This is a genomic window from Roseiflexus castenholzii DSM 13941, from assembly GCF_000017805.1.
Taxonomy (GTDB): domain Bacteria; phylum Chloroflexota; class Chloroflexia; order Chloroflexales; family Roseiflexaceae; genus Roseiflexus; species Roseiflexus castenholzii.
In genome coordinates this window covers 1,523,081-1,543,448 of sequence record NC_009767.1, presented here as the reverse complement: position 1 = coordinate 1,543,448, position 20,368 = coordinate 1,523,081, and the positions used below count along the sequence as shown (strand labels likewise).

The following is a 20,368-nucleotide window of genomic DNA, read 5'->3' as shown; positions in this document are numbered from 1 at the left end:
TGCACGCCTGCCCGACGGCTGTCAACCGTCGCTCAAAACGAACCGACCGCTTCGACTGTATCGGCATAGATCTCGAACAGCGAGGTGAAGCCGGTCAGATCAAAGACTTCTTTGATCCGTGGTGGGAGATTGGCGATACGCACATCGCCCCCTTCGAGATCCGTCAGTTTCCAATCGCGCGCGCGCTTGCGCGCCTCGATCAGAACGCGTAACCCAGGGCTGGCCACGTATTCGAGACCAGACAGGTCGAGCACGATCCGATAGCGATTCTGCTCGAACAGTTCGTCGAACTTCTGCTTGAGTTGGGGCGCGTTCATCGCATCGAGCCGCCCTGTGATCGTCAAGAGATCGACACGATTCAGCCGTTTGTGCGTAATCTCCATGAGCCGCCCTCCTTCGCGCGTTCAAATCAGTATCTTGTCATTCTATGTATGGCGCTTCACAGGAAACAGTATGGATTATAGCATAGGTACGAGGCAAGGGCCGAGAGAAGCGAGGTCTCCTCTCGTCTCGAGCCTTCCGCCTCACCCCTCCCGCCTCACGCCTCACACCTCTCGCCGCTCCTCTCCACACAAATGCGAGATAAATCTCGCCCTACGCCCTTGTCGGGCCCTGCTCGCCTCATCCCTCTCCCCTCGCGCCTCACGCCTCTCGCCTCTCGCCTCTCCTCTCCACACAAATGCGAGATAAATCTCGCCCTACGCCCTTGCCTCACGCCTCATCCCTCTCCCCTCGCGCCTCCCGCCTCGCGTCTTACCCCTCACCCCTCTCGCCTCACCCCTTGCGCCTCTCCACAAATGCGAGATAAATCTCGCCCTACGCCCTACGCCCTTGCCTCACGCCTCTCACCTCTCGCCTCGCGCCTCGCGTCTTACCCCTCACCCCTCTCGCCTCACCCCTTGCGCCTCTCCACAAATGCGAGATAAATCTCGCCCTACGCCCTTGCCTCACGCCTCCCGCCTCTCCCCTCGCGCCGCTCGCCTCGCGCCTCGCGTCTTACCCCTCACCCCTCTCGCCTCACCCCTTGCGCCTCTCCACAAATGCGAGATAAATCTCGCCCTACGCCCTACGCCCTTGCCTCATGCCTCTCACCTCTCGCCTCGCGCCTCTCACCTCTCACCTCGCACCTCTTGCCTCTCACCTCTCCACACATGCGAGATAAATCTCGCGCTACGCCATTGACCCGCTTGCCTCTCGCCTCGCACCTCTCACCTCTCGCCTCTCGCCTCTCACCTCTCACCTCGCACCTCTCGCCTCTCGCCTCTCCCCTCTTGCCTCTCACCTCTCCACACATGCGAGATAAATCTCGCCCTACGCCCTACGCCCTTGCCTCATGCCTCTCACCTCTCGCCTCGCGCCTCTCACCTCTCACCTCGCACCTCTTGCCTCTCACCTCTCCACACATGCGAGATAAATCTCGCGCTACGCCATTGACCCGCTTGCCTCTCGCCTCGCACCTCTCACCTCTCGCCTCTCGCCTCTCACCTCTCACCTCGCGCCTCTCACCTCTCACCTCTCACCTCTTGCCTCTCACCTCTCCACACATGCGAGATAAATCTCGCGCTACGCCATTGACCCGCTTGCCTCTCGCCTCGCACCTCTCACCTCTCGCCTCTCGCCTCTCACCTCTCACCTCGCACCTCTCGCCTCTCGCCTCTCCCCTCTTGCCTCTCACCTCTCCACACATGCGAGATAAATCTCGCCCTACGCCCTACGCCCTTGCCTCACGCCTCTCCCCTCGCGCCGCTCGCCTCGCGCCTCGCGTCTTACCCCTCACCCCTCTCGCCTCACCCCTTGCGCCTCTCCACAAATGCGAGATAAATCTCGCCCTACGCCCTACGCCCTACGCCCTTGCCTCACGCCTCTCACCTCTCGCCTCGCGCCTCTCACCTCTCACCTCTCACCTCTTGCCTCTCACCTCTCCACACATGCGAGATAAATCTCGCGCTACGCCATTGACCCGCTTGCCTCTCGCCTCTCACCTCTCACCTCTCGCCTCTCGCCTCTCACCTCTCGCCTCGCGCCTCTCACCTCTCACCTCGCACCTCTTGCCTCTCACCTCTCCACACATGCGAGATAAATCTCGCGCTACGCCATTGACCCGCTTGCCTCTCGCCTCGCACCTCTCACCTCTCGCCTCTCGCCTCTCACCTCGCACCTCGCATCTCTTGCCTCTCACCTCTCCACACATGCGAGATAAATCTCGCGCTACGCCATTGACCCGCTTGCCTCTCGCCTCGCACCTTTCACCTCTCGCCTCTCGCCTCTCCCCTCTCCCCTCTCCCCTCTCCCCTCTCGCCTCTCCCCTCGCGCCTCGCGCCTCGCGCCTCGCGCCTCTCCCATCCCGCCTCTTGCGTCCCATGCGAACATATGTTACTGTGATACTATCAGATTTCGATGTCGGCTCTTGAGCGACGGCTATGGCACGCGCAAAATCCTCTTCAACCGGGCGCAAATCGACAGGAACGCGCCGTAAACGGTCAGGGGCAGCCTCGACGCCTGCACTGCGACCGGAGCATCAGCGAGAACTTTTCGCCCTTGGGCTGATCGCCGTCGCTGCGGTCACCGTCGTCTTCTATGTAACCGGCACGGCTGGCGTGATCGGCTCGTCGTGGGTCGAACTGACGCGCCGCCTGTTGGGATGGGGCGCGCTGGTGGCGCCACTGTCGCTCGGGTTGCTTGGAGTAGCGATTCTTCTTCAGGAACAGTATGAGGATGTGCGACTGACCGGTGCAACGGTGCTCGGCACGTTGCTGGTGCTGACAGCGCTTCTCGTGCTGCTGGAGTTTTCCATCGGCGTGCGCGAGGGGTTCGATACGCGCATCGGCGAAGGCGGCGGCATCGTCGGGTATGCGATCCTGGCGCTCCTCTCACAGGCGATCGGTCGTCCGGCGGCATTGGTCATTGCCTGCCTGACCGGGCTTGCGGGCATTCTCTTGACCTTCGACATTACACTTCACGAACTCTCTTCCTCGCTCCGCGACAGTTTTGCCCGTTTCTGGGCAACGGTGTGGAACCCTGGCGTGCGGCGCACTGAAGCGTCCGCCGCCCCTGCATCGCGTGCCGCGCCGACAAAGCCTGATGCGTCGACGACCTATGTTCCACCACCTCAAGCCGACGACGATATTGTGCCGACACCAATCGCCGAGCGTCCAACACGCGCCAGTCTGTTCCAGCGTCCCGAAACGCGCACCCGCCGCACTGCGGTCTCAACGGCGACCCCTGCTATCAAGCCAGAAACTGCGTCTCCACCGGCGTCTGGCGCTCCTCCTGGCAACACCACGCTGCTCACCAACCTATTGGCGACGCCGGCCGGCGGCACACCGGCGGAAGCGGTACAGAAACCGCTCGAAGGGTTCGAGATGTCACCGGTGCATCGCGCCTGGCCCCTGCCGTCGCTCGATCTGCTGGAAAGTTATCCGGAGGGGACGATCACCGATGAGGAAAAGCGGCTGCGCTCGCGCCTGATCGAAGAAACGCTGGCGAGTTTCAAGGTCGAAGCGCAGGTGGTCGGCGTCAACACCGGTCCTGCGGTGACGCAGTTTGAATTGCAACCTGCTGTTGGCGTCAAGGTCTCTAAAATCACCACTCTGGAAAGAGACCTTGCGCTGGCGCTGGCGGCGACATCCATCCGCATCGAAGCGCCCATCCCTGGCAAGAATGTGATCGGCATCGAAATCCCCAACTCCGCAATTTCAATCGTTGGCATGCGCGAGGTGATCGAAAGTGAGGAGTTCGAACGCGCGAAAGGACGCCTGAAATGGCCTCTGGGGAAGGATGTGTCCGGCACGCCGATTATCGCTGCGCTTGACCGCATGCCGCACGCGCTCATGGCTGGCGCGACCGGCACCGGTAAAAGCGCCGGGATCAATGCACTGGTCTGTTCGCTGCTCCTCAAGCATACTCCCGACGAGTTGAAGTTTATTATGATCGATCCGAAGATGGTCGAGCTGATCGTCTACAATCGGATTCCGCATATGCTCTCGCCGGTGGTGACCGAACTCGAGCGAGTGGTGCCGACGCTGAAGTGGGCAACACGCGAAATGGAGCGGCGCTACAAGGTCTTCGCGCGCTACGGCTTTCGCAACATCGAAGGATACAAAACCGCTGCGCGCCGTCGCGCCGATCTCGAACCGCTTCCCTACATCGTGCTTATTATCGACGAACTGGCAGACTTGATGATGATGGCGCCGGACGAAGTCGAAACGCTGATCTGCCGCCTGGCGCAGATGGCGCGCGCCACCGGCATTCATCTGGTGATTGCCACCCAGCGTCCGTCGGTCGATGTCGTGACCGGTCTGATCAAGGCGAATTTCCCAACCCGTATCGCATTTGCAGTCACATCGCAGACCGACTCGCGCGTTATTCTTGATATGAATGGCGCCGAACAGTTGCTGGGACGCGGTGACATGCTCTATATGGCCGCTGATGCCGCGCGCCCGGTCCGTCTTCAGGGCACGTGGGTCTCTGAGGCGGAAGTCGAGCGTATTGTGCAGTTCTGGCGCGATGCGACGCCGCCGGACGCTGGCGATACGAAAGGCAAACCCGGCGATCCGACGGAAAAGGAGAAAACCGGCGATCAGAGCGAGATGCGTCCGCCTGGCGAATTTCTCAGCGCCGCTGAGCAGGACGAACTGCTGCCGCAGGCGATCAAACTGGTTCAGCAGCATTCTCGCGCCTCGGCATCGTTGCTGCAACGCCGGCTGCGCATCGGGTACAGCAAAGCCGCGCAACTGATCGATCTGCTCGAACAACATGGAATCGTCGGTCCGGCAGAAGAAGGGCGCAGCCGGGAAGTGCTGAAACGTGGAGAAGACAGGGAGTTGGAGGGTTTGCCATAGGGGCAGGTCTGCGACCTGCTCGGCGTCGCGCAATGCGCGTTCCGCCTGCACCAGGTTGGAGTGTTTGCCATAGGGGCAGGTCTGCGACCTGCCCCGACTCACGCGCGCCAACCGCGCCGAGACGGATGCAGCCTGCGCTGCGCCATAAGCAGGTCTGCGACCCGCCCCGCCTCACGCGCGCCAACCGCCTCAACAGATCGCGACATCGCGCCCATACGCTTTACGGAACAGGCGCGACGCCCGGTTTGCATCCCAGATTTCGACCGCCGCATCGCCGATGGTGCGCGCCACCATCCGCACCGGGTCGCCAACCTCAACCATAATATCCTGCACAACCTGACACTTGCGCCGCTCCAGATATTCTGCGATACGCAACAGCGCCGCCAGCCGGAGCACACGCTGCTCATCGTCCGGGTGCAGAATTGCGCGCAACGGACCCGCGTCTACATCACCCTTGCGATGAAACTGCACCAGGAGCGCGATCAGAGCGATTTCGCGGTGGGTAAACCCCTGGAGGGCGCTGTTCAACACCAGATACGCGCCATGCTTGTGGTGGTCGTAGTAATTGACCGCCAGCCCGATGTCGTGGAGTGTTGCTGCATAGCCGAGCAGCATGCGTTCCCACTCGCCGTAGTGGTGCAGTGAGCGCAGTTGATCGAACATTGAGAGCGCCAGGTCGCGCACCTTGGCGGCGTGGAGCGCCTCGTAGTTGTAGATGCGCGCCAGGTTTTGCACGCTGAACCCGCGCATATCGGCGAAGAGCGGCGGTTGCTCGCCAACCAGAAAGTGCTCGTAAAAAATGCCCTCACGCAACCCCTGACCGCCGACCGTCAACGCCTCGAACCCGCCACGCCGCATCAGGTGCGCCAGGATAACGGCGCCAGGGAGAATAAGATCGGCGCGATCACGCCTGAGACCGGGAACATCCTCACGCTGCCGCTGATCCATGCTCCGTAACTGATTAATCAGCGCTTCCAGCCGCTCGCGCAGAAGAACATACCCGTGAACACGGTCGAGCGGATATCCGTGCAATTTCTGATCGATCTCGGCAAGCGTGCGGATTGTACCACCGATGCCGACCAGCATCGGACCCTGCTCGACGTTCAGCCAGTCGAGCGATGCGAAATAGTCAGCGACGCCAGATTCGAGGGCGCGGAAATCTTTGTTGCTGATCGGATCAGATCGAACAAAACGTTCGGCGGCGCGCAGTGCGCCAATGGGCTGGCTGTACCAGCGGAGAAACCCGCGCCCACGCACCATCGACACCTGCGTGCTGCCGCCGCCGATGTCGATGGTGAACCCGTCTCGTAGATCAATGGAGTTGACTACGCCGAGGTAACCGTAGTATGCCTCTTCGCGCGCCGTGAGCACTCGCATCGACACGCTAGCTTCTGCGGCGACCCGCGCGACGAACTCCGCCTGATTGGTCGCTTCACGCACGGCGCTTGTCGCCACCGGCACGATCATCTGTACCTGCTCTGAATGGCTCAGTGCATGGAACAGACGCATTGTCGCCACCGCCCGGTCCATCGCGGAAGGCGTCAACCGACCGTCAGGACCAATTCCTTCCGCCAAACGCACACTTTCGCGAACTTCGTCCAGGAGACGGAATGAGTGATGCGGCGTGTACCCCATCACGATCATGCGAGTGGTGTTCGATCCCAGATCAATGATACCGATGCGTTTCTGCATATGCGCATCCTGCCACACGCAGTGCTGCACTTACGAGGGGAGCGACTGCTTCAACTCATCCAGGCGGCGCTCCATGCGCGCCGCCGCCTCACGGTACATCGCGCAATGTTTGCGCGCAGTCGCCAATTCACGTTGCAACGCCAACGCCCAGAGTGCGATACCGGCAATCAGGGCAAGCCAGAGAACCATCCGCATACATACGCTCCAGGATCGAGAGAACGGCAGGATCGGTCTTACTTCATTCTAACCGATTCTATCCTGTGAAACAACCGGCAGACGCGCCGTTGTGGTAAGATGATCCGGCATGCGTTCTTACCCGGCGTAGCACACGTTCCGTCACCGGCGATGGATGCCTGGGCTACGCCGCATCTGACAGCAGGAAGGAACACCCACATGTCCACCCCCGTTCGCATCGGCATTGTTGGCGCTGGCGCCGTCGTTGTTCACGGCCACGTTCCCTCGCTTCAGGCGATTCCCGGCGTTCAGGTCATCGCTATCTGCGACACCAATCTGGCGCGCGCGCAGGAAGCTGCCGCAAAGTTCAACATTCCGCATGTTTTTGCCGATTACCGCGATCTGATTGCGCGAGACGACGTGGATGCCATCACTGTGGCTGTGCCAAACGTCTTCCACGCTCCGGTTGCGATTGCAGCGCTCGAAGCGGGCAAACACGTGCTGTGTGAGAAGCCGCTGGCAACCAGCGTGGAGGATGGCAAGGCGATGGTCGCTGCTGCCGAAAAAGCCGGCAAAGTGCTGGCAATCAACATGAGCAATCGCCCTCGCCCCGAAATTCTGATGCTGCGCCAGATGGCGCAGGCGGGACGTTTTGGGAAGATCACGTATGCTTTTGGGCGCATGCTGCGGCGCAACGGCATTCCCGGCTATGGGTCGTGGTTTACGCGCAAAGAACTGGCAGGCGGCGGTGCAACGATGGATATCGGCGTCCACATGCTCGATATGGTCTACTGGATTCTGGGGTTTCCTCCGGTCAGCACAGTGCGCGGCGAGATCCAGGCGGTACACGGTCCATACGAGCGCGGGCTTGGCGGTTGGGGCGCTGACCACGTGCCGGGAGGGACGTTCGATGTCGATGATCTGGCGGCGATCCATCTGCGGCTGGCGAACGGCGGGCTGGTAACAATCGAGGTCACCTGGGCGATCCACGCGCGCAACGAGGAGCGCATTCAGATCGCCGGCGACCTGGCAGGCGCCGATTATTTCCCCGATCTCTACGGCAGGGATCATCCGCTGCGCATCTATCGCACCGAAGATGGCGTTCCGGTCGAGGTGGCGCCCGATGTGCCGAAGAAAGAGTGGGCATGGGCGGAAGGGTTTCGCCATTTCGTCGCCGCCTGCCGGGGCGAAGGCGCACCGCTGGCGACAGGCGCGGAGGGGCTGGCGGTGCTGCGCCTGCTCGAAGCGGCGTATCGCTCAGCCGCTGCCGGTACGGAAGTGCGGGTGTGAGGGGAATTCAACGTTGAACGTCGTCGGCAGGGGCGCGTCCGCACGACTGTTGCGCATGGAACGGCAGCGCTTGAGTGGTTGACGCGCCTTTACCCTCATCCCCTGCCCCGCTCCCGCGCGTGGGAGAGGGGAGACCGGCGCCGCGCGCGCGGCCGTCCCCCGGTGGGCGCGCCGGGGGGCGCAGTCATTGCGAGACCGGCGCAGCCGGTCGAAGCACTCTCGTCACTGCGAGACCGGCGCAGCAGGTCGAAGCAATCCCGCTCGTCCCGCATCCCGACGAGTTCACGAGCGAACCGCGCGCATGCGCCTGACCGGTATGCGTGGCGTTGGGATGCACCGTTGCCCTCACCCCCTGCCCCGCTTCCGCGCGCGGTCCGCACCTGAAGGGCAGCGGGAGAGTGCTTCGTGGACCTTTGTGTCCTTCGTGGATGATAGAAGGTACGCGGCGGGCAGTACGCAAGGCGCGGAGCGGGGCGCGCCCTCCAGGGCGACCGCGCCGGAGTCCGCTCCACCGTTTCAGAAGGCTGGAATGTTCTATGAGCAGCAAGAAAAAACAGTACTATATCGTCGTAAAAGGACGAAATCCTGGAGTCTACACACAATGGTTCGGCAAAGGCGAAGCCGCCGAGCAGGTCGAAGGTTTCCCCGAAGCGGTATATAAAAGTTTCTATACCCACGAAGAAGCCATAAACTGGCTCAAATCGTTCCCAAAGGAGACTTTACTGGAAGTTGCACCCAATCTGGCTACCTATCTCGACACCTATGCCGAGACTACAGTTAGCACGGGTGATATTGCTAATGATTTACTTAACTCTGGTAAAGTGGTGATGTTTACCGATGGTTGTTTCGATTCAGAGTCAGGTTCTGGCGGTTATGGTGTTATTCTCAAGCATCGTGACAGAACAAAGGAAATATCGGGAGGTTTTCGGGAAACAACAAACAACCGAATGGAAATAAGAGCCTGTATCGAAGGTTTGCGAGCCTTGAAACGCCCTTCTGAAGTTGTTATCTTTAGCGACTCAAAGTATGTTGTTGATAGTATGTCAAAAGGTTGGGTTCAGCGATGGAAGGATCAAGGCTGGATGAGGAATGAGAAAGATCAAGCGGAAAACTCTGATTTATGGGAGCAGTTGCTTGAGCTCTGTAATCAACACCGGGTAGAGTTTCGCTGGGTGAAGGGGCATAATCACACGAAAGAAAATGAACGCTGCGACCAGTTAGCGTCAGAGGCGGCGAAAAGGAGTGATTTGCCCATTGATCGGCGATCTCCATAACGCAAGAACAGAGATCATCTATGAAAAATTCGTAGACGCCTCCCTACGTGAACAACTGAAGGCAACCTATCTCTCTGATGAACGGCTGCCGCTCGTGAGAGCACACGGATGAACGCGGGTTGGGACGGATGCTTGCGGAAGGGACTCTATCTCTTTATTCCATAAGATAGAGAAGTTCTGGAGACCGGCTACCGGTCCGCGTGGCAATGACTGCACGGCAGGTTTGGGTTCTCGCCGCCATGTGGCGCCTCAATGCGGTGCATGCTATGACAGGTCGGGCAACCCACACGCGAGGGTGAACCGCTGTGACAGGCGGAGCACTGCGGGAAACGCACATGCGGCATTGTGACGACGCTCTGCGGGTGTTGATCGTGACAGGTCATGCATCCGGTGTAGACCGCCAGTTCCGCCGGAAGCGAGCCATCGGCGCCAGACGCAGGTGGAGTATTCGCTGGCGGCGCGGGGGATGGCGTCGCGGCATCGGTCGGCGGCGGCGGAATAATCGGTATTGCTGCCGTAGGTGATGGTGTCGCAGGTGCGTGCGGCGTCTCTCTCGCCATGATTGTCGGGCTGACCGTGGTTAGCGCGCGATTGCCGGGCGATGGCGATGGTGAAGCCACCGGCGATGGTTCGACCGTGGTCGTCGGGGTTGGCGGCAGTGTGGCAGCGGCGGTTGTGGCTGGCAGGGGGAAGGCTGCCAGCGCTGCTGTGACGGTCGCCGGTTCTGGCGATAGCGTTGGAGCGGGCGAGGAGTCGGGCGTTGGCGGCTGTGCAATCGGCGCCTGGTCGAGCGTCAGCAGGTACGCCGTCAGGTCGGCAATATCCTGGTCGCTCAAGATTTCGCCAAAGTCGCGCCCGACCACAGCGCGCGCCAGACCAGCCTCGAACCCTGGCACAACGAAATCATCATGTATCTCGATTGAACGGCGAATATAGACATCAGCAGCGACACCAGAGATGCGTGAACCGGCGCGCAGCGCAATGCCCGCCAGGTTGGGACCCAAACTGTCGCTGGCTGCCGGATCGACAGCGTGGCAACCACGGCAGGCGACAAACCCGGCAATCTCCACAGTACCGGCAAACAGGGCTGCACCGCGTTGTGGATCCCCGGTGCGCCGTACAACCGGTGATGCCACCGGTGTGTCAACTGCGGTGCTGCGGGTCATCTGATCGGCAACCGCGCCGCACGCGACGAGCAGCGTAAGCCAGAGGAGCAGCACTTCCACCCTGTGATGGTGACGCATAGAGACTCCTTCCCCTACCTCTCTGCCCAGAATAGAAAAAAAGGCGTGCAGTGACGATAGGAAGCATTCACCGAATGTAAACGATACACCACATGATTAAGGGTTTGCTAAAAACAAACCGGCGCTTCTGGCGTTGACGGCAGCAGATACGCAAAGCACACACTCACCGACAGAGCGGCAACAGCGACGTAAAACCGCTAGATGAACAATCATCACCCATAGACCTTCACGGATGGACCGCACGCATGCACCTGGCGGGCATGCATAGCGTTGGGGCACCGTTTTGCCCTCACCCCCTGCCTCTCTCCTGCGCGCGGGGGAGGTGAGACCGGCGCCGCGCGCGGCCGTCCCCCGCTGGGCGTGTCGGGGTGCGCGGTCATTGCGCCACCGGCGCAGCCGGTCGCAGCACTCTCGTCACTGCGCCACCAGCGCAGCCGGTCGCAGTACGCGGTCATTGCGAGACCGGCGCAGCCGGTCGAAGCACTCTCGTCACGGCGCAGCCGGTCGAAGCACTCTCATCACGGCGCAGCCGGTCGAAGCACTCTCATCACGGCGCCACCGGCGCAGCCGGTCGAAGCACTCTCATCACGGCGCCACCGGCGCCGCGCACGGGTCCGTCCCCCGCTGGGCGTGCTGGGGTGCGCACAGGGGTTCGGTCCGCCCGGAACCCCCCACGTGCCGAGGGTCAGGGGAAGGCGCTGCAATCCGAATCGGCGCTTGCCTGCGGAACCCCCCACGTGCAGGGGGCGGGGGCTTGCGCCGCGCACGGGTCCGTCCCCCGCTGGGCGTGTCAGAGTGCGTCCGGGAGGTCGGTTCGCCCGGAACCCATAGACCAGCGGGTAAGCCAACATTCGGCGAGCCAATCGCAACGAGCATTGCCCGGCTCGCGGTTCAGATCATTCCTTACCAGACTCTTACAATCGCCTTGTACGCGCCTTACACTCCAGACATACACTATCTCTGGATTCTTTGTGAACAGCAGTACGAGGTTTGACTATGACTGTCGCAGAACCACAAACTCAGACATCGGCAATGACAGCCAGCGTCCTCTATGATGCGTTATTACACAATACGGCGCCATTCATTCTCGACGTGCGCAACCCGCACGACTTCGCGCGCTGGCGGATCGAAGGTCGCGCCGGGTTGACGATTCAGAACATTCCGTATTACGACTTTATCGAAGATGAAGAAGGTGCAATTGCTCGCGTTCCCGCCGAGCGCGAGGTTCTGGTCGTGTGCGCCAAGGAAGGGTCGTCACAGTACGTTGCCGATCTGCTGCGCGCGCGCGGTATCGAAGCCAGATATCTGGAAGGCGGTATTCTGAGCTGGGGGTATCTCTACGATACACGTGACATTGTCAGCGCCTCATGGGGGCGAATAATACAGGTTGCGCGTCCGGCGCGCGGTGATGTCAGTTTCATCGTCATCAGCGACGGCGTGGCTGCGGTCATCGATCCACTGCGCCATACGGCGCCCTATCTGGAAGCCATCGCAATGCACGGCGCGCGCCTGACGCATATTTTCGACACGCACGTGCACGCCGACCACATCAGTGGCGGACCGGCGCTCAACCACGAGACCGGCGCGCCGTACTACGTCCATCCCTACGATGCGATCCACCCGATTGACATGCTGCCGGCAACGATTGCGTACACGGCGCTCGATGACGGGCAGACGTATCGCGTCGGTCAATTCGAACTGCGGATAATCTGGTATCCAGGGCATACGTTGGGACAGGTGAACATTCTGGCAATCGCTCCCGACGGCTCACGCTATCTATTCACCGGTGATGGCATTTTCTTGCGCTCGTTCGGACGACCGGACCTCGGCGGCAAAGGCGAGGCATGGACGCCGCTGCTGTACGAGAGCATGGCGCGCCGCTTACCGCCACATCTCGACGATGCAACGCTCATCCTTCCATCCCACTTCTCGACGCTCGATGAAGTGGATGATGTCGGGCGCGTGACCGCGCCGTGGGGCGTTGTCCGGCAGACGAATGCGTCGCTGACGCACCTGAAGTCCGAGGACGAGTTCAGGTCGTTTGTCCTTGGCAATCTGCCAGAGTTTCCGCCGCAGTATGTCGAAATCAAGCGGGTGAATATCGGTCTGCGCACTCCTTCCGAGGCGGACGCGGAAGAACTAGAGCTTGGCAAGAATGTGTGCGCCCTGGCGCAGTGACATCAACGGTCAGGATTGAGAACAGGCAAGTCTGGAAGGTGTGCCACCTTCCAGGAAAGCAAAACCGGAAGCGAAATGGCGCTAGATCGGTGCGAAGGAGCATCGTACCGCCGGGGTCGCATCCACCGATTCGACAAGCCCCATATGCGCTTTATAAAGATTGCACGACGCCGACTATCGATGAAAGGAACAACACTCATGGAACTGACATATCACCAGACGCTCGATGTCAAGGGGGCGAAGTGCCCGATGCCACTTGTCAAAAGCCGCAAGGCGATCACCGAACTGCCGGTTGGTCATATTTTGCGGGTCATCGCCACCGACCGCGGTTCAGTCGCCGATTTCCAGGGATGGGTCAAGGCGGCGAAGAACGTCGAACTCCTGGCGCAGGAAGTGGTGCAGGAAGGCGGGCAGGAACTGTACGTCCATTATCTGCGGCGCACTTCTTGAGGAGAACCAAGAACCAAGAACCAAGAACCAAGAACCGGCAACAGAGAACTGGGAACCTGGGCGTCTGACCAACGACCATGCGATTCCGTGTCATTTCAAGCGAAGTGGTGCGACCGGGTTCCTTTGTTGCAGAGAATGGCTTGGCGTCATTGCAAGCCACCACCGCCGTACTTCACTCGCCGCCAGCGTTTTGCTGCGGCAGGCGCTGCGAAGTGATCGTCCTGCCTGATGGTAACGGTTCACGTTTGAGGAAACGCCCCCACCGATCAGCCAAACGGAGGTTCAGGGACGTCCTCTGCTACGAAAGAACGATCGGCGGCGGAATGGCTTCAGCAAGCACCAGCCGATAGCGTCCCGCCGACGTAAGGTATCGCTCATATCATCAAAGAGGGGAACGAGCATGAGTATGACGGAGACAACGATTGAGCGCGAGCGTGAGACTGCCGCGCTGCTCGACAGAATTGCCGCACTCGAGGCGCGCGTTGCTGCGCTTGAAGCGCATCCTACACAGGGCATTGAAGATCGTCTGGCGATGGTCGTCTTCTCCGGCGACCTGGATAAAGCCATTGCTGCGCTGATCATTGCGACCGGCGCAGCGTCGATGGGGCTGGAAACCTCGATGTTCTTCACCTTCTGGGGCTTGAATGCGGTCAAGAAACAGAAGATATTCGCCGGAAAGAACCTGCTGGAACAGGGCTTCACAGCGATGCTGCCCGGCGGGTTGGGGCAGATGGGACTGTCACAGATGAACTTCTTCGGCGCCGGCGCGCAGATCATCCGCAAGTTGATGCGCGACCACGGCGTGATGTCGGTCGAGGAACTTTTCGATCTGGCGCGCGAACTGGGGGTGCGCATGGTCGTGTGCGACATGTCGCGCGAACTGCTCGGCGTACACGACGATGAGTTGGTCGATGGACTGGAGCACGGTGGCGTGGCGACATTCCTCGGCGACGCAACCCGCGCTAAAGTGACGTTGTTCATCTGATCGCAAGGATCGATGTCCATGAAACCATGCACAAATACTGTCGAACTGGCAGTCGCGCAAAAGGCTGATCTTGTTCGTTACGATATTGACGAGCGCCTGACGCTTGCCGGGCAGCCGCAGCCGGAAGACTGGGCAGCGCTGGCAGCGGAAGGGTTCGCGGTCGTGATCAATATGCGATCCGACCCGGAACGCGCCACAACTCAGCAGCGCAGCGCCGAGGCCGCCGGGTTGCGATATATTCACCTGCCGTTACCGGTCTACGAGTTGGAACCGGAGCATCTGGAGCAGTATCATCAGACTCTCGCGGCAGAGCAGGGGCGTGTGTTCCTTCACTGCCGTTCAGCAACGCGTGTGGCACTGATGTGGCTTCTTGATCGGATCGTGTACGATGGTTGGAGCCGCGAACAGGCGGAAGCGACATTGCGCGCGGCTGGCTATGATGACGATGCAATGGAAACCTTCGCGTTCTGTACGGATGATTATTTTGAGCGCGCCGCCGCCGCTTCCAATCGGTGAGGCGCAACAGCGGAACCTGTATGGCTGTCTCTTCGTCGCTTAAAACGCCGCTGACCGGTCAGGGTCTCCGGCGTTATTTTCCGTTTCTCGACTGGCTGCTCCACTATCGCCGGTCTGATCTCCCAAACGACCTGGTCGCCGGTCTGGTGACGGCAATCATGCTCATTCCGCAGAGCATGGCGTATGCCCAGCTTGCCGGTTTGTCGCCACAGGTCGGGTTATATGCATCGGTTGCGCCGCTGGCGATCTACGCATTGCTCGGCACCTCCGGGCAACTGTCGGTCGGTCCGGTCGCCATCACGTCGCTGGCGGTCTTTGCCGGCGTCAGCGCCCTCGCCGAGCCGGGGAGTTCGCGCTATCTGGAATTGGTGTTGTTGCTGGCGTTTATCGTGGGGCTGGTCAAACTGCTGCTGGGGTTGCTGCGTCTGGGCTTTGTGATGAACTTTGTGTCGCACCCGGTGCTGGCGGGGTTCACCTCTGCGTCGGCGTTGATCATCGCTGCCGGGCAACTGAAGTATCTGCTTGGCTACCGGATCGAAGGCGAACATGTCCATGAGATTGTTCTGAACGCGGTTGCCGGTGTGAACCAGACGAACCCGGCGACCCTGGCGATCGGCGCGATCAGCATTGCCTTACTCATCCTGTTTCGTTCGCAGTTGAAGCCGCTCTTGCAGCAGCGCACGCGCCTGCCCGCCGCCGCTGTGACCCTGATCGTCAGCGGTGCGCCGCTGGTGACGGTGCTGCTCGGCATTCTGGTGTCGTGGTTCTGGCGGTTGAACGAGACTGCCGGGGTGCGGGTGGTTGGCGCCATTCCTCAAGGATTTGCGCCGTTCACCCTGCCAACATGGAGCGCTGCCGACGCACAGGCGCTTCTGCCCACAGCAATGACGATCGTCTTCATCAGCGTTGTCGAGTCGATCGCAGTCGCCAAGGCGCTAGCGAGCAAGCGCCGCAAGGCGATCAACGCCGATCAGGAGTTGGTGGCGCTCGGCGCTGCCAATCTGACAGCCAGCGTCACCGGTGGCTATCCCGTCACCGGCGGCTTTGCCCGCTCGGTGGTCAACGATCAGGCGGGCGCCGTGACCGGTCTGGCATCGCTGGTGACGGCAGCGAGCATTGGCATAATTGTGCTCTGGTTCACCCCGTTGTTCTACTACCTGCCACAGGCAGTGCTGGCAGCAACGGTTATCGTTGCGGTGTTGAGCCTGTTCAAACCGGGTGAAGCGCTGCGCATCTGGCGCATGAACCGCACCGACGCAGTGACGTGGGGAGTGACATTCGCCGTCGTGCTGTTGTTCGGCATCGAGGCTGGCATTCTGGCGGGGGTAGTCTTTGCCATTCTGCTCTTCCTCTGGCGCACCAGCCGACCACACATCGCCATCGTTGGGCGGGTTGGTCAAAGCGAGCATTTCCGCAATGTGCTGCGCCATCAGGTGCAGACCTGCCCGCACGTCGTAGCAGTGCGCGTTGATGAAAGCCTCTACTTTGCCAATACGCGCTACCTGGAAGACGCGCTCCTGCGCATCGTCGCTGAACGACCAGAAGTGAAGCATCTGGTGCTGATTGGCTCGGCGATCAATTTCATCGACGCCAGCGCAATGGAAACGCTGGAATCGCTGCTCCGCGAATTGCGCGCCGCCGGGGTCGCGTTGCACCTGGCGGACATCAAGGGACCGGTGATGGATCAACTGCAACGCGCCGGCTTTATTGATCACCTTGGCGCCGAACGAGTCTACCTGAGCACGCATCAGGCAATGCGGGCGCTGGAGTGTGTTTGAATTCGCAGGAGCGTCAGGTCTGAGACCTGACGCTCCTGCGACCCGCAACCAGGCACGCCCTGCCTTTGTCTGCGCCATTCTACCCCGCCGCCGGGCGTTTCCTCCGGTTGCCCCAACCCCCGCTTGATGACCGCCACCGCCGCCAACCACCCCCTGCCGGGCGTTCCCGCGCGCTGCCAGCCAGGTGACGGTCATCGGCGCCAAAAGCCGCTCACAATCTCCCTAACATCCCCCGAATAATCACATCCACCGCGGTATCTTCGTCAAGCCCGCGCGCCATCAGGGTTTCGAGTTCCTTGCGGTTGACCGAGCCAATCGCCGCTTCGTGGGTGACGTGCGCTTCGTCGCTGCGGACAATGATGGTCGGTATGTTTGCTGCCACAGCATCGCCCCGCACGATCTCGGCGCAGTCCATGTGCCCCCGCGTTCCAGGGGCATTGCCTTCAGCAGTGGTGAATACCCGGCTGCGGGCGCGATCGCGCACGGCGATACGGGTCTTCGCCAACCCGCGCGCCTTCTCTCCGTTGAGACGCACCACCTCGCGCACCTCGATGTCATCGTCATCGACGCCGTACACCATTGAGGTCAGGTCGGCGACGCCGGACGCGGCTACATCGGCGATGTAGTCGATCAGCAACCGACCGACGCGCCCGTGCACCAGGCTGAACGTGCTGAAATAGCGCCCTCCTGCACCGATAGCCACGCCAGCGCGCGCTTCGACGACCACGCCGCCGTGCGGTCCGTGGTAGTGCGCTTCAGTGTAGTTCATATGAGCATCTTCACTGATGCGCACAGTGGCGTCCATGATGTGCCGCAGATCGCGGGCGTTGGGAAAGGTGCAGTGCGCCAGAAACTCAACCTGCGCACCGACGCCGATCTCATAATCGGCAACAATCCGCTGCACACCGGTTTCCGCGATCATGCCGAAACAGAGGTGCATCGGGCGCTCCAACCGCACCCCTGGCGCAACCATAATCTGCGCCCGAACGCCATCCGGCAGCGGTTCGGCGTTGATCGTCACCCCCAGCACTGTGATAGCGCCAAGCACACGATTGGCGCTGACGACCAGCGCCGCAACGCGACCGGATCGCAATGCAGCAATTGGTCCGCCCGCCTGTTCGTATGCTTGCAGGATTGCTTCATACTCACGCGCCCATGCCGGGTCGTTATGCGGCATGGTCATGATCGGCATCTGTTGCGCTTTCATCGCACACCTCATCCGCGCCTTGCGGTGTAAACTCGCCGCGCTTCTTCGGCAGCGCCGGTTATGATGATCGTCCCGGCATTCATCACCGATGCGCGATCGGCGATTGATGCCATATCGTTGCGGTGGGTAATGAGCAGCACCGCACATCCTGAACGCGCCATGCGTCGCACCAGTTGTTGAATATCGCTGAAGCTCAACACATCGACGCCAGAGTCCGGTTCGTCCAGAATAGCGAGACGTGGACGCATGGCGTACACTGCCGCCGGTTCGATCCGCTTGCGCTCGCCGCCGCTCAGGGTACGATCCAGGGCGCGCGGCAGATAGGTTGCCGGGTCCAATGCCACAGCGTGCAACGCTTCCCACAATTCATCCCGGCTGATCGCCGGTCTGCCCAGCGTCAGATAGTCGCCAATCGGCAAGCCATCGAAGCGCGCCGGTTCCTGCCAGGCGAGCGTCAACCCCATGCGGGCGCGCTCGTGCATGGGCAGATCGCTGATGTCGCGCCCTGCAAACAGAATGCGCCCTGCATCGGGATGATAGTCTTCGCACCCCATGATGACGTATGCCAGGCTCGACTTCCCGCTGCCGTTGACGCCGAGCAGGGCGTGGATCTCACCCGCCAGCACACTGAGGTTGATGTCGTGCAGAATGGTGCGCCCCTCGCGGAAGAGGGCAACGCTCTGTACGTCGAGCAGAACATCACCAGACGGCATTGCCCACGTCCTTCCCCGACCGTTCAGGTCGTCTCGTCGAGCCAGCGCCGCCACGGCGCTGCGGCTGGCGGCGTCCATAGCGCATCGACCAGACGCACTTCCGCTTCCTGGATGCCGGGCACATCCAGCGCCGCTGCGCGAATCTCGTATTCGAGCACACCGGCCAGCGGACAGAGCGGCGTCGTCAGCGCCAATTCGATAAGCGCCCGCCCATCGGCGACCGTGACCGACTGAATCAGACCAAGATCGACCAGACTGACGCCGAGTTCGGGTCAATCACGCGCTGCATAGCCTCCCATACAGCGGCTTCCAGCGCAGTTTCCTGCGGATTACCGGCAACCATAGGATGTCGTCACCGCCTTTCGTGGTGCGGAGGCGGTCGAGGGATAAAAGGCGTCCGCCGCACACCAGAAGCGCGTGCCGTAGCGTTCGATCACCTGTGCGGCGCCGCTTGACTCGAGAGTTTGCAGCGCCTGGCGCACCTGATCCGGCGCCCAACGAGCCACTGCACGCTCCAGTTCCTCAACGCGCATCGGATGACGCGCAATGATGGCGAGGATTGCTTCGACAGGAGAGGCATACCCGCGCAGGTCGAAACTTCCTTCCGCCGGATGGACTATGTGTGCCGCTGCGCCAAGGATCGCGGTTGCACGCATCAACCCTTCGGCGTCGGGCGGTTCGACCCAGGGTTCGGCCGGTGGACGCTCTGGCAGCGTGATGTCGATCCGGTCGGGCTGAACGCGCTGCAACGCCGCAGCGATGTCGCGCAACGCCTCCTCGCTGTCGTTGACGCCGCGCACCAGCATGACCTCGACCCATAATTTCCCGCGATAACCGGCGCGGAAGGCGATCAATCCCTCTAACAGACGCTCGAACGTGGTCTCTGGATGCGGACGGTGCAGTGCGCGATAGACTGCCGCCGAACCCGCCGAGAAGGTTGGCAGAACAGCATCGGCAGCGCAGAGTGCGCCCCGCACATCAGGCAGGTAGAGGAGCGCACCGTTGGTAATCACCGCCACCGCTATCGTCGTTCGGACCTTAATAGCGCGGATGAGGTCGCCGATCTCACTGTGCAATGTCGGCTCACCCGATCCGACAATCGTCACCCAATCGATCTCGCCGGGCGCGCGAGCTGCGAGCGCCTGATCGACCTCGTTCAGCAGCACAGGCAACGGCACATACACGCGACGCTCATTGGTCAGCGGGCGTGTTCGTCCCAACTGGCAGTAGACGCAGTTCCAGTTGCAGGTTTTCAACGGCACAGGATCGATACCGAGCGATCGTCCGAGCCGTCGCGACGGAATGGGACCAAAAACGCACGCCATATCGCTCGTCCGTCCTCCTCATCATCCGGTATACTTAATTCGTCTTTCCCTCATGCTAGATCGCGTCGTCACATTATTTGGGGGAGACATGGGTTGTCCGGGGTTGCATCACTGCAACAAAACAGGTGGAGTATGTTCGATCATTTCGACATTCTGGCGCCAGTGTACGAGCGAGTGATCGCTCCGCCTGAGCCGACGCGCCTGAAGACATTGTTGCGTCTTCCGACCGATGGATGGCTGCTCGACGCTGGCGGTGGCACCGGGCGCGTCGCCGCGACCCTGCGCCCGTTCGTCGGCGGTCTGATCGTCGGCGATCTGTCGCTGCGTATGTTGCAACATGCGCGCGATAAACAGACGTTGCACGCGGTGCGGGCGCAAGTGCAGCGACTGCCTTTTGCCGATGGCTTCTTCAGTCGCATTCTGGTGGTCGATGCGCTGCACCACTTCTGCGATCAGCCCGCCGCAGCGCGCGAACTGGCGCGGGTGCTCGCACCCGGCGGCAGGCTGGTGATCGAAGAGCCGGATATCCATCGCCCGGCGGTCAAACTGGTGGCGCTGGCGGAACGCATGGCGTTGATGGGAAGCACCTTCTTGACGCCGGAGGTCGTGTGCGACATGCTGACCGCGCAGGGGTTGCACGCACATATTGCAGACCGGGATCGCTTCTCAGCATGGATTGTTGCCGATAAATAACCGCTTTC

At 61.2% G+C, this 20,368-nt stretch carries 16 protein-coding genes and 1 pseudogene; 9 read left to right on the top strand and 8 right to left on the bottom strand.

All coding sequences use genetic code 11. From position 1 onward, the window contains the following. Window positions 1-32 precede the first annotated feature (32 nt). A complete protein-coding gene (locus RCAS_RS06085; protein WP_012119721.1) occupies window positions 33-383 on the bottom strand; it encodes an STAS domain-containing protein in 351 nt (116 codons plus the stop codon). A 2,037-nt stretch (window positions 384-2,420) separates the two neighbouring features. On the opposite strand from RCAS_RS06085, the gene RCAS_RS06080 reads away from it, so the two are divergent. After that, window positions 2,421-4,841 (top strand): FtsK/SpoIIIE family DNA translocase, encoded by a 2,421-nt coding sequence (locus tag RCAS_RS06080; RefSeq protein ID WP_012119720.1) that lies wholly within the window; start codon window positions 2,421-2,423, stop codon window positions 4,839-4,841. 189 nt (window positions 4,842-5,030) lie between these two features. On the opposite strand, the gene RCAS_RS06075 is transcribed toward RCAS_RS06080, so the two are convergent. Together RCAS_RS06075 and RCAS_RS24935 are read right to left on the bottom strand one after the other, a co-directional pair. Continuing rightward, window positions 5,031-6,533 (bottom strand): Ppx/GppA phosphatase family protein, encoded by a 1,503-nt coding sequence (locus RCAS_RS06075; protein WP_012119719.1) that lies wholly within the window; start codon window positions 6,531-6,533, stop codon window positions 5,031-5,033. Window positions 6,534-6,563: 30 nt separating this feature from the next. Next, window positions 6,564-6,728, bottom strand: coding sequence for a hypothetical protein (locus RCAS_RS24935; protein WP_157042566.1), 165 nt, complete (start codon window positions 6,726-6,728; stop codon window positions 6,564-6,566). A gap of 198 nt (window positions 6,729-6,926) precedes the next feature. Between RCAS_RS24935 and RCAS_RS06070 the strand changes: the two genes are divergently transcribed. Then, window positions 6,927-7,997, top strand: coding sequence for a Gfo/Idh/MocA family protein (locus tag RCAS_RS06070; protein WP_012119717.1), 1,071 nt, complete (start codon window positions 6,927-6,929; stop codon window positions 7,995-7,997). A gap of 536 nt (window positions 7,998-8,533) precedes the next feature. Further along, window positions 8,534-9,271, top strand: a complete 738-nt coding sequence (gene rnhA / locus RCAS_RS23820; RefSeq protein WP_012119716.1) for a ribonuclease HI — start codon at window positions 8,534-8,536, stop codon at window positions 9,269-9,271. A gap of 188 nt (window positions 9,272-9,459) precedes the next feature. Here the strand turns inward: rnhA and RCAS_RS06060 are convergent, their stop codons facing one another. Beyond that, on the bottom strand, window positions 9,460-10,515 hold the full coding sequence (locus tag RCAS_RS06060) for a c-type cytochrome (protein ID WP_012119715.1): 1,056 nt from the start codon (window positions 10,513-10,515) through the stop codon (window positions 9,460-9,462). A gap of 996 nt (window positions 10,516-11,511) precedes the next feature. Between RCAS_RS06060 and RCAS_RS06055 the strand changes: the two genes are divergently transcribed. The 5 genes from RCAS_RS06055 (at window position 11,512) to RCAS_RS06035 (ending at window position 16,422) form a co-directional block, all read left to right on the top strand. After that, window positions 11,512-12,693, top strand: coding sequence for an MBL fold metallo-hydrolase (locus RCAS_RS06055; RefSeq protein ID WP_012119714.1), 1,182 nt, complete (start codon window positions 11,512-11,514; stop codon window positions 12,691-12,693). A gap of 198 nt (window positions 12,694-12,891) precedes the next feature. Next, window positions 12,892-13,143 carry a sulfurtransferase TusA family protein gene (locus RCAS_RS06050; protein ID WP_012119713.1) on the top strand — a complete coding sequence of 84 codons (252 nt, stop codon included), beginning with the start codon at window positions 12,892-12,894 and terminating at the stop codon, window positions 13,141-13,143. A 406-nt stretch (window positions 13,144-13,549) separates the two neighbouring features. Beyond that, window positions 13,550-14,128 carry a DsrE/DsrF/DrsH-like family protein gene (locus RCAS_RS06045; protein ID WP_012119712.1) on the top strand — a complete coding sequence of 193 codons (579 nt, stop codon included), beginning with the start codon at window positions 13,550-13,552 and terminating at the stop codon, window positions 14,126-14,128. An 18-nt stretch (window positions 14,129-14,146) separates the two neighbouring features. Further along, the gene (locus RCAS_RS06040) at window positions 14,147-14,644 is read left to right on the top strand and encodes a beta-lactamase hydrolase domain-containing protein (protein WP_012119711.1); all 498 of its coding nucleotides are present in this window, start codon (window positions 14,147-14,149) and stop codon (window positions 14,642-14,644) included. A gap of 20 nt (window positions 14,645-14,664) precedes the next feature. Then, on the top strand, window positions 14,665-16,422 hold the full coding sequence (locus RCAS_RS06035; RefSeq protein ID WP_012119710.1) for a SulP family inorganic anion transporter: 1,758 nt from the start codon (window positions 14,665-14,667) through the stop codon (window positions 16,420-16,422). Between the two features lie 211 nt (window positions 16,423-16,633). On the opposite strand, the gene RCAS_RS06030 is transcribed toward RCAS_RS06035, so the two are convergent. The 4 genes and pseudogenes from RCAS_RS06030 to RCAS_RS06015 form a co-directional block, all read right to left on the bottom strand. Beyond that, window positions 16,634-17,629 carry a SufB/SufD family protein gene (locus tag RCAS_RS06030; RefSeq protein ID WP_012119709.1) on the bottom strand — a complete coding sequence of 332 codons (996 nt, stop codon included), beginning with the start codon at window positions 17,627-17,629 and terminating at the stop codon, window positions 16,634-16,636. An 8-nt stretch (window positions 17,630-17,637) separates the two neighbouring features. Continuing rightward, window positions 17,638-18,342 (bottom strand): ATP-binding cassette domain-containing protein, encoded by a 705-nt coding sequence (locus RCAS_RS06025; protein WP_012119708.1) that lies wholly within the window; start codon window positions 18,340-18,342, stop codon window positions 17,638-17,640. A gap of 23 nt (window positions 18,343-18,365) precedes the next feature. Next, window positions 18,366-18,602: pseudogene (locus tag RCAS_RS23815) on the bottom strand (metal-sulfur cluster assembly factor); the annotation flags it as partial. A 69-nt stretch (window positions 18,603-18,671) separates the two neighbouring features. Next, window positions 18,672-19,667, bottom strand: a complete 996-nt coding sequence (locus RCAS_RS06015) for a radical SAM protein (protein WP_012119706.1) — start codon at window positions 19,665-19,667, stop codon at window positions 18,672-18,674. 132 nt (window positions 19,668-19,799) lie between these two features. Here RCAS_RS06015 and RCAS_RS06010 point away from each other — a divergent pair, with 132 nt between their 5' ends. After that, window positions 19,800-20,360 (top strand): class I SAM-dependent methyltransferase, encoded by a 561-nt coding sequence (locus RCAS_RS06010; protein WP_012119705.1) that lies wholly within the window; start codon window positions 19,800-19,802, stop codon window positions 20,358-20,360. Window positions 20,361-20,368: the final 8 nt, after the last annotated feature.

Coding starts and splice junctions, on each gene's coding strand:
- RCAS_RS06075 (WP_012119719.1), bottom strand. CDS start 6,533: ATGCAGAAACGCATCGGTATCATTGATCTGGGATCGAACACCACTCGC.
- RCAS_RS06030 (WP_012119709.1), bottom strand. CDS start 17,629: ATGAAAGCGCAACAGATGCCGATCATGACCATGCCGCATAACGACCCG.
- RCAS_RS06050 (WP_012119713.1), top strand. CDS start 12,892: ATGGAACTGACATATCACCAGACGCTCGATGTCAAGGGGGCGAAGTGC.
- RCAS_RS06035 (WP_012119710.1), top strand. CDS start 14,665: ATGGCTGTCTCTTCGTCGCTTAAAACGCCGCTGACCGGTCAGGGTCTC.
- RCAS_RS06060 (WP_012119715.1), bottom strand. CDS start 10,515: ATGCGTCACCATCACAGGGTGGAAGTGCTGCTCCTCTGGCTTACGCTG.
- RCAS_RS06040 (WP_012119711.1), top strand. CDS start 14,147: ATGAAACCATGCACAAATACTGTCGAACTGGCAGTCGCGCAAAAGGCT.
- RCAS_RS06045 (WP_012119712.1), top strand. CDS start 13,550: ATGACGGAGACAACGATTGAGCGCGAGCGTGAGACTGCCGCGCTGCTC.
- rnhA (WP_012119716.1), top strand. CDS start 8,534: ATGAGCAGCAAGAAAAAACAGTACTATATCGTCGTAAAAGGACGAAAT.
- RCAS_RS06055 (WP_012119714.1), top strand. CDS start 11,512: ATGACTGTCGCAGAACCACAAACTCAGACATCGGCAATGACAGCCAGC.
- RCAS_RS06085 (WP_012119721.1), bottom strand. CDS start 383: ATGGAGATTACGCACAAACGGCTGAATCGTGTCGATCTCTTGACGATC.
- RCAS_RS24935 (WP_157042566.1), bottom strand. CDS start 6,728: ATGCGGATGGTTCTCTGGCTTGCCCTGATTGCCGGTATCGCACTCTGG.
- RCAS_RS06080 (WP_012119720.1), top strand. CDS start 2,421: ATGGCACGCGCAAAATCCTCTTCAACCGGGCGCAAATCGACAGGAACG.
- RCAS_RS06015 (WP_012119706.1), bottom strand. CDS start 19,667: ATGGCGTGCGTTTTTGGTCCCATTCCGTCGCGACGGCTCGGACGATCG.
- RCAS_RS06025 (WP_012119708.1), bottom strand. CDS start 18,342: ATGCCGTCTGGTGATGTTCTGCTCGACGTACAGAGCGTTGCCCTCTTC.
- RCAS_RS06070 (WP_012119717.1), top strand. CDS start 6,927: ATGTCCACCCCCGTTCGCATCGGCATTGTTGGCGCTGGCGCCGTCGTT.
- RCAS_RS06010 (WP_012119705.1), top strand. CDS start 19,800: ATGTTCGATCATTTCGACATTCTGGCGCCAGTGTACGAGCGAGTGATC.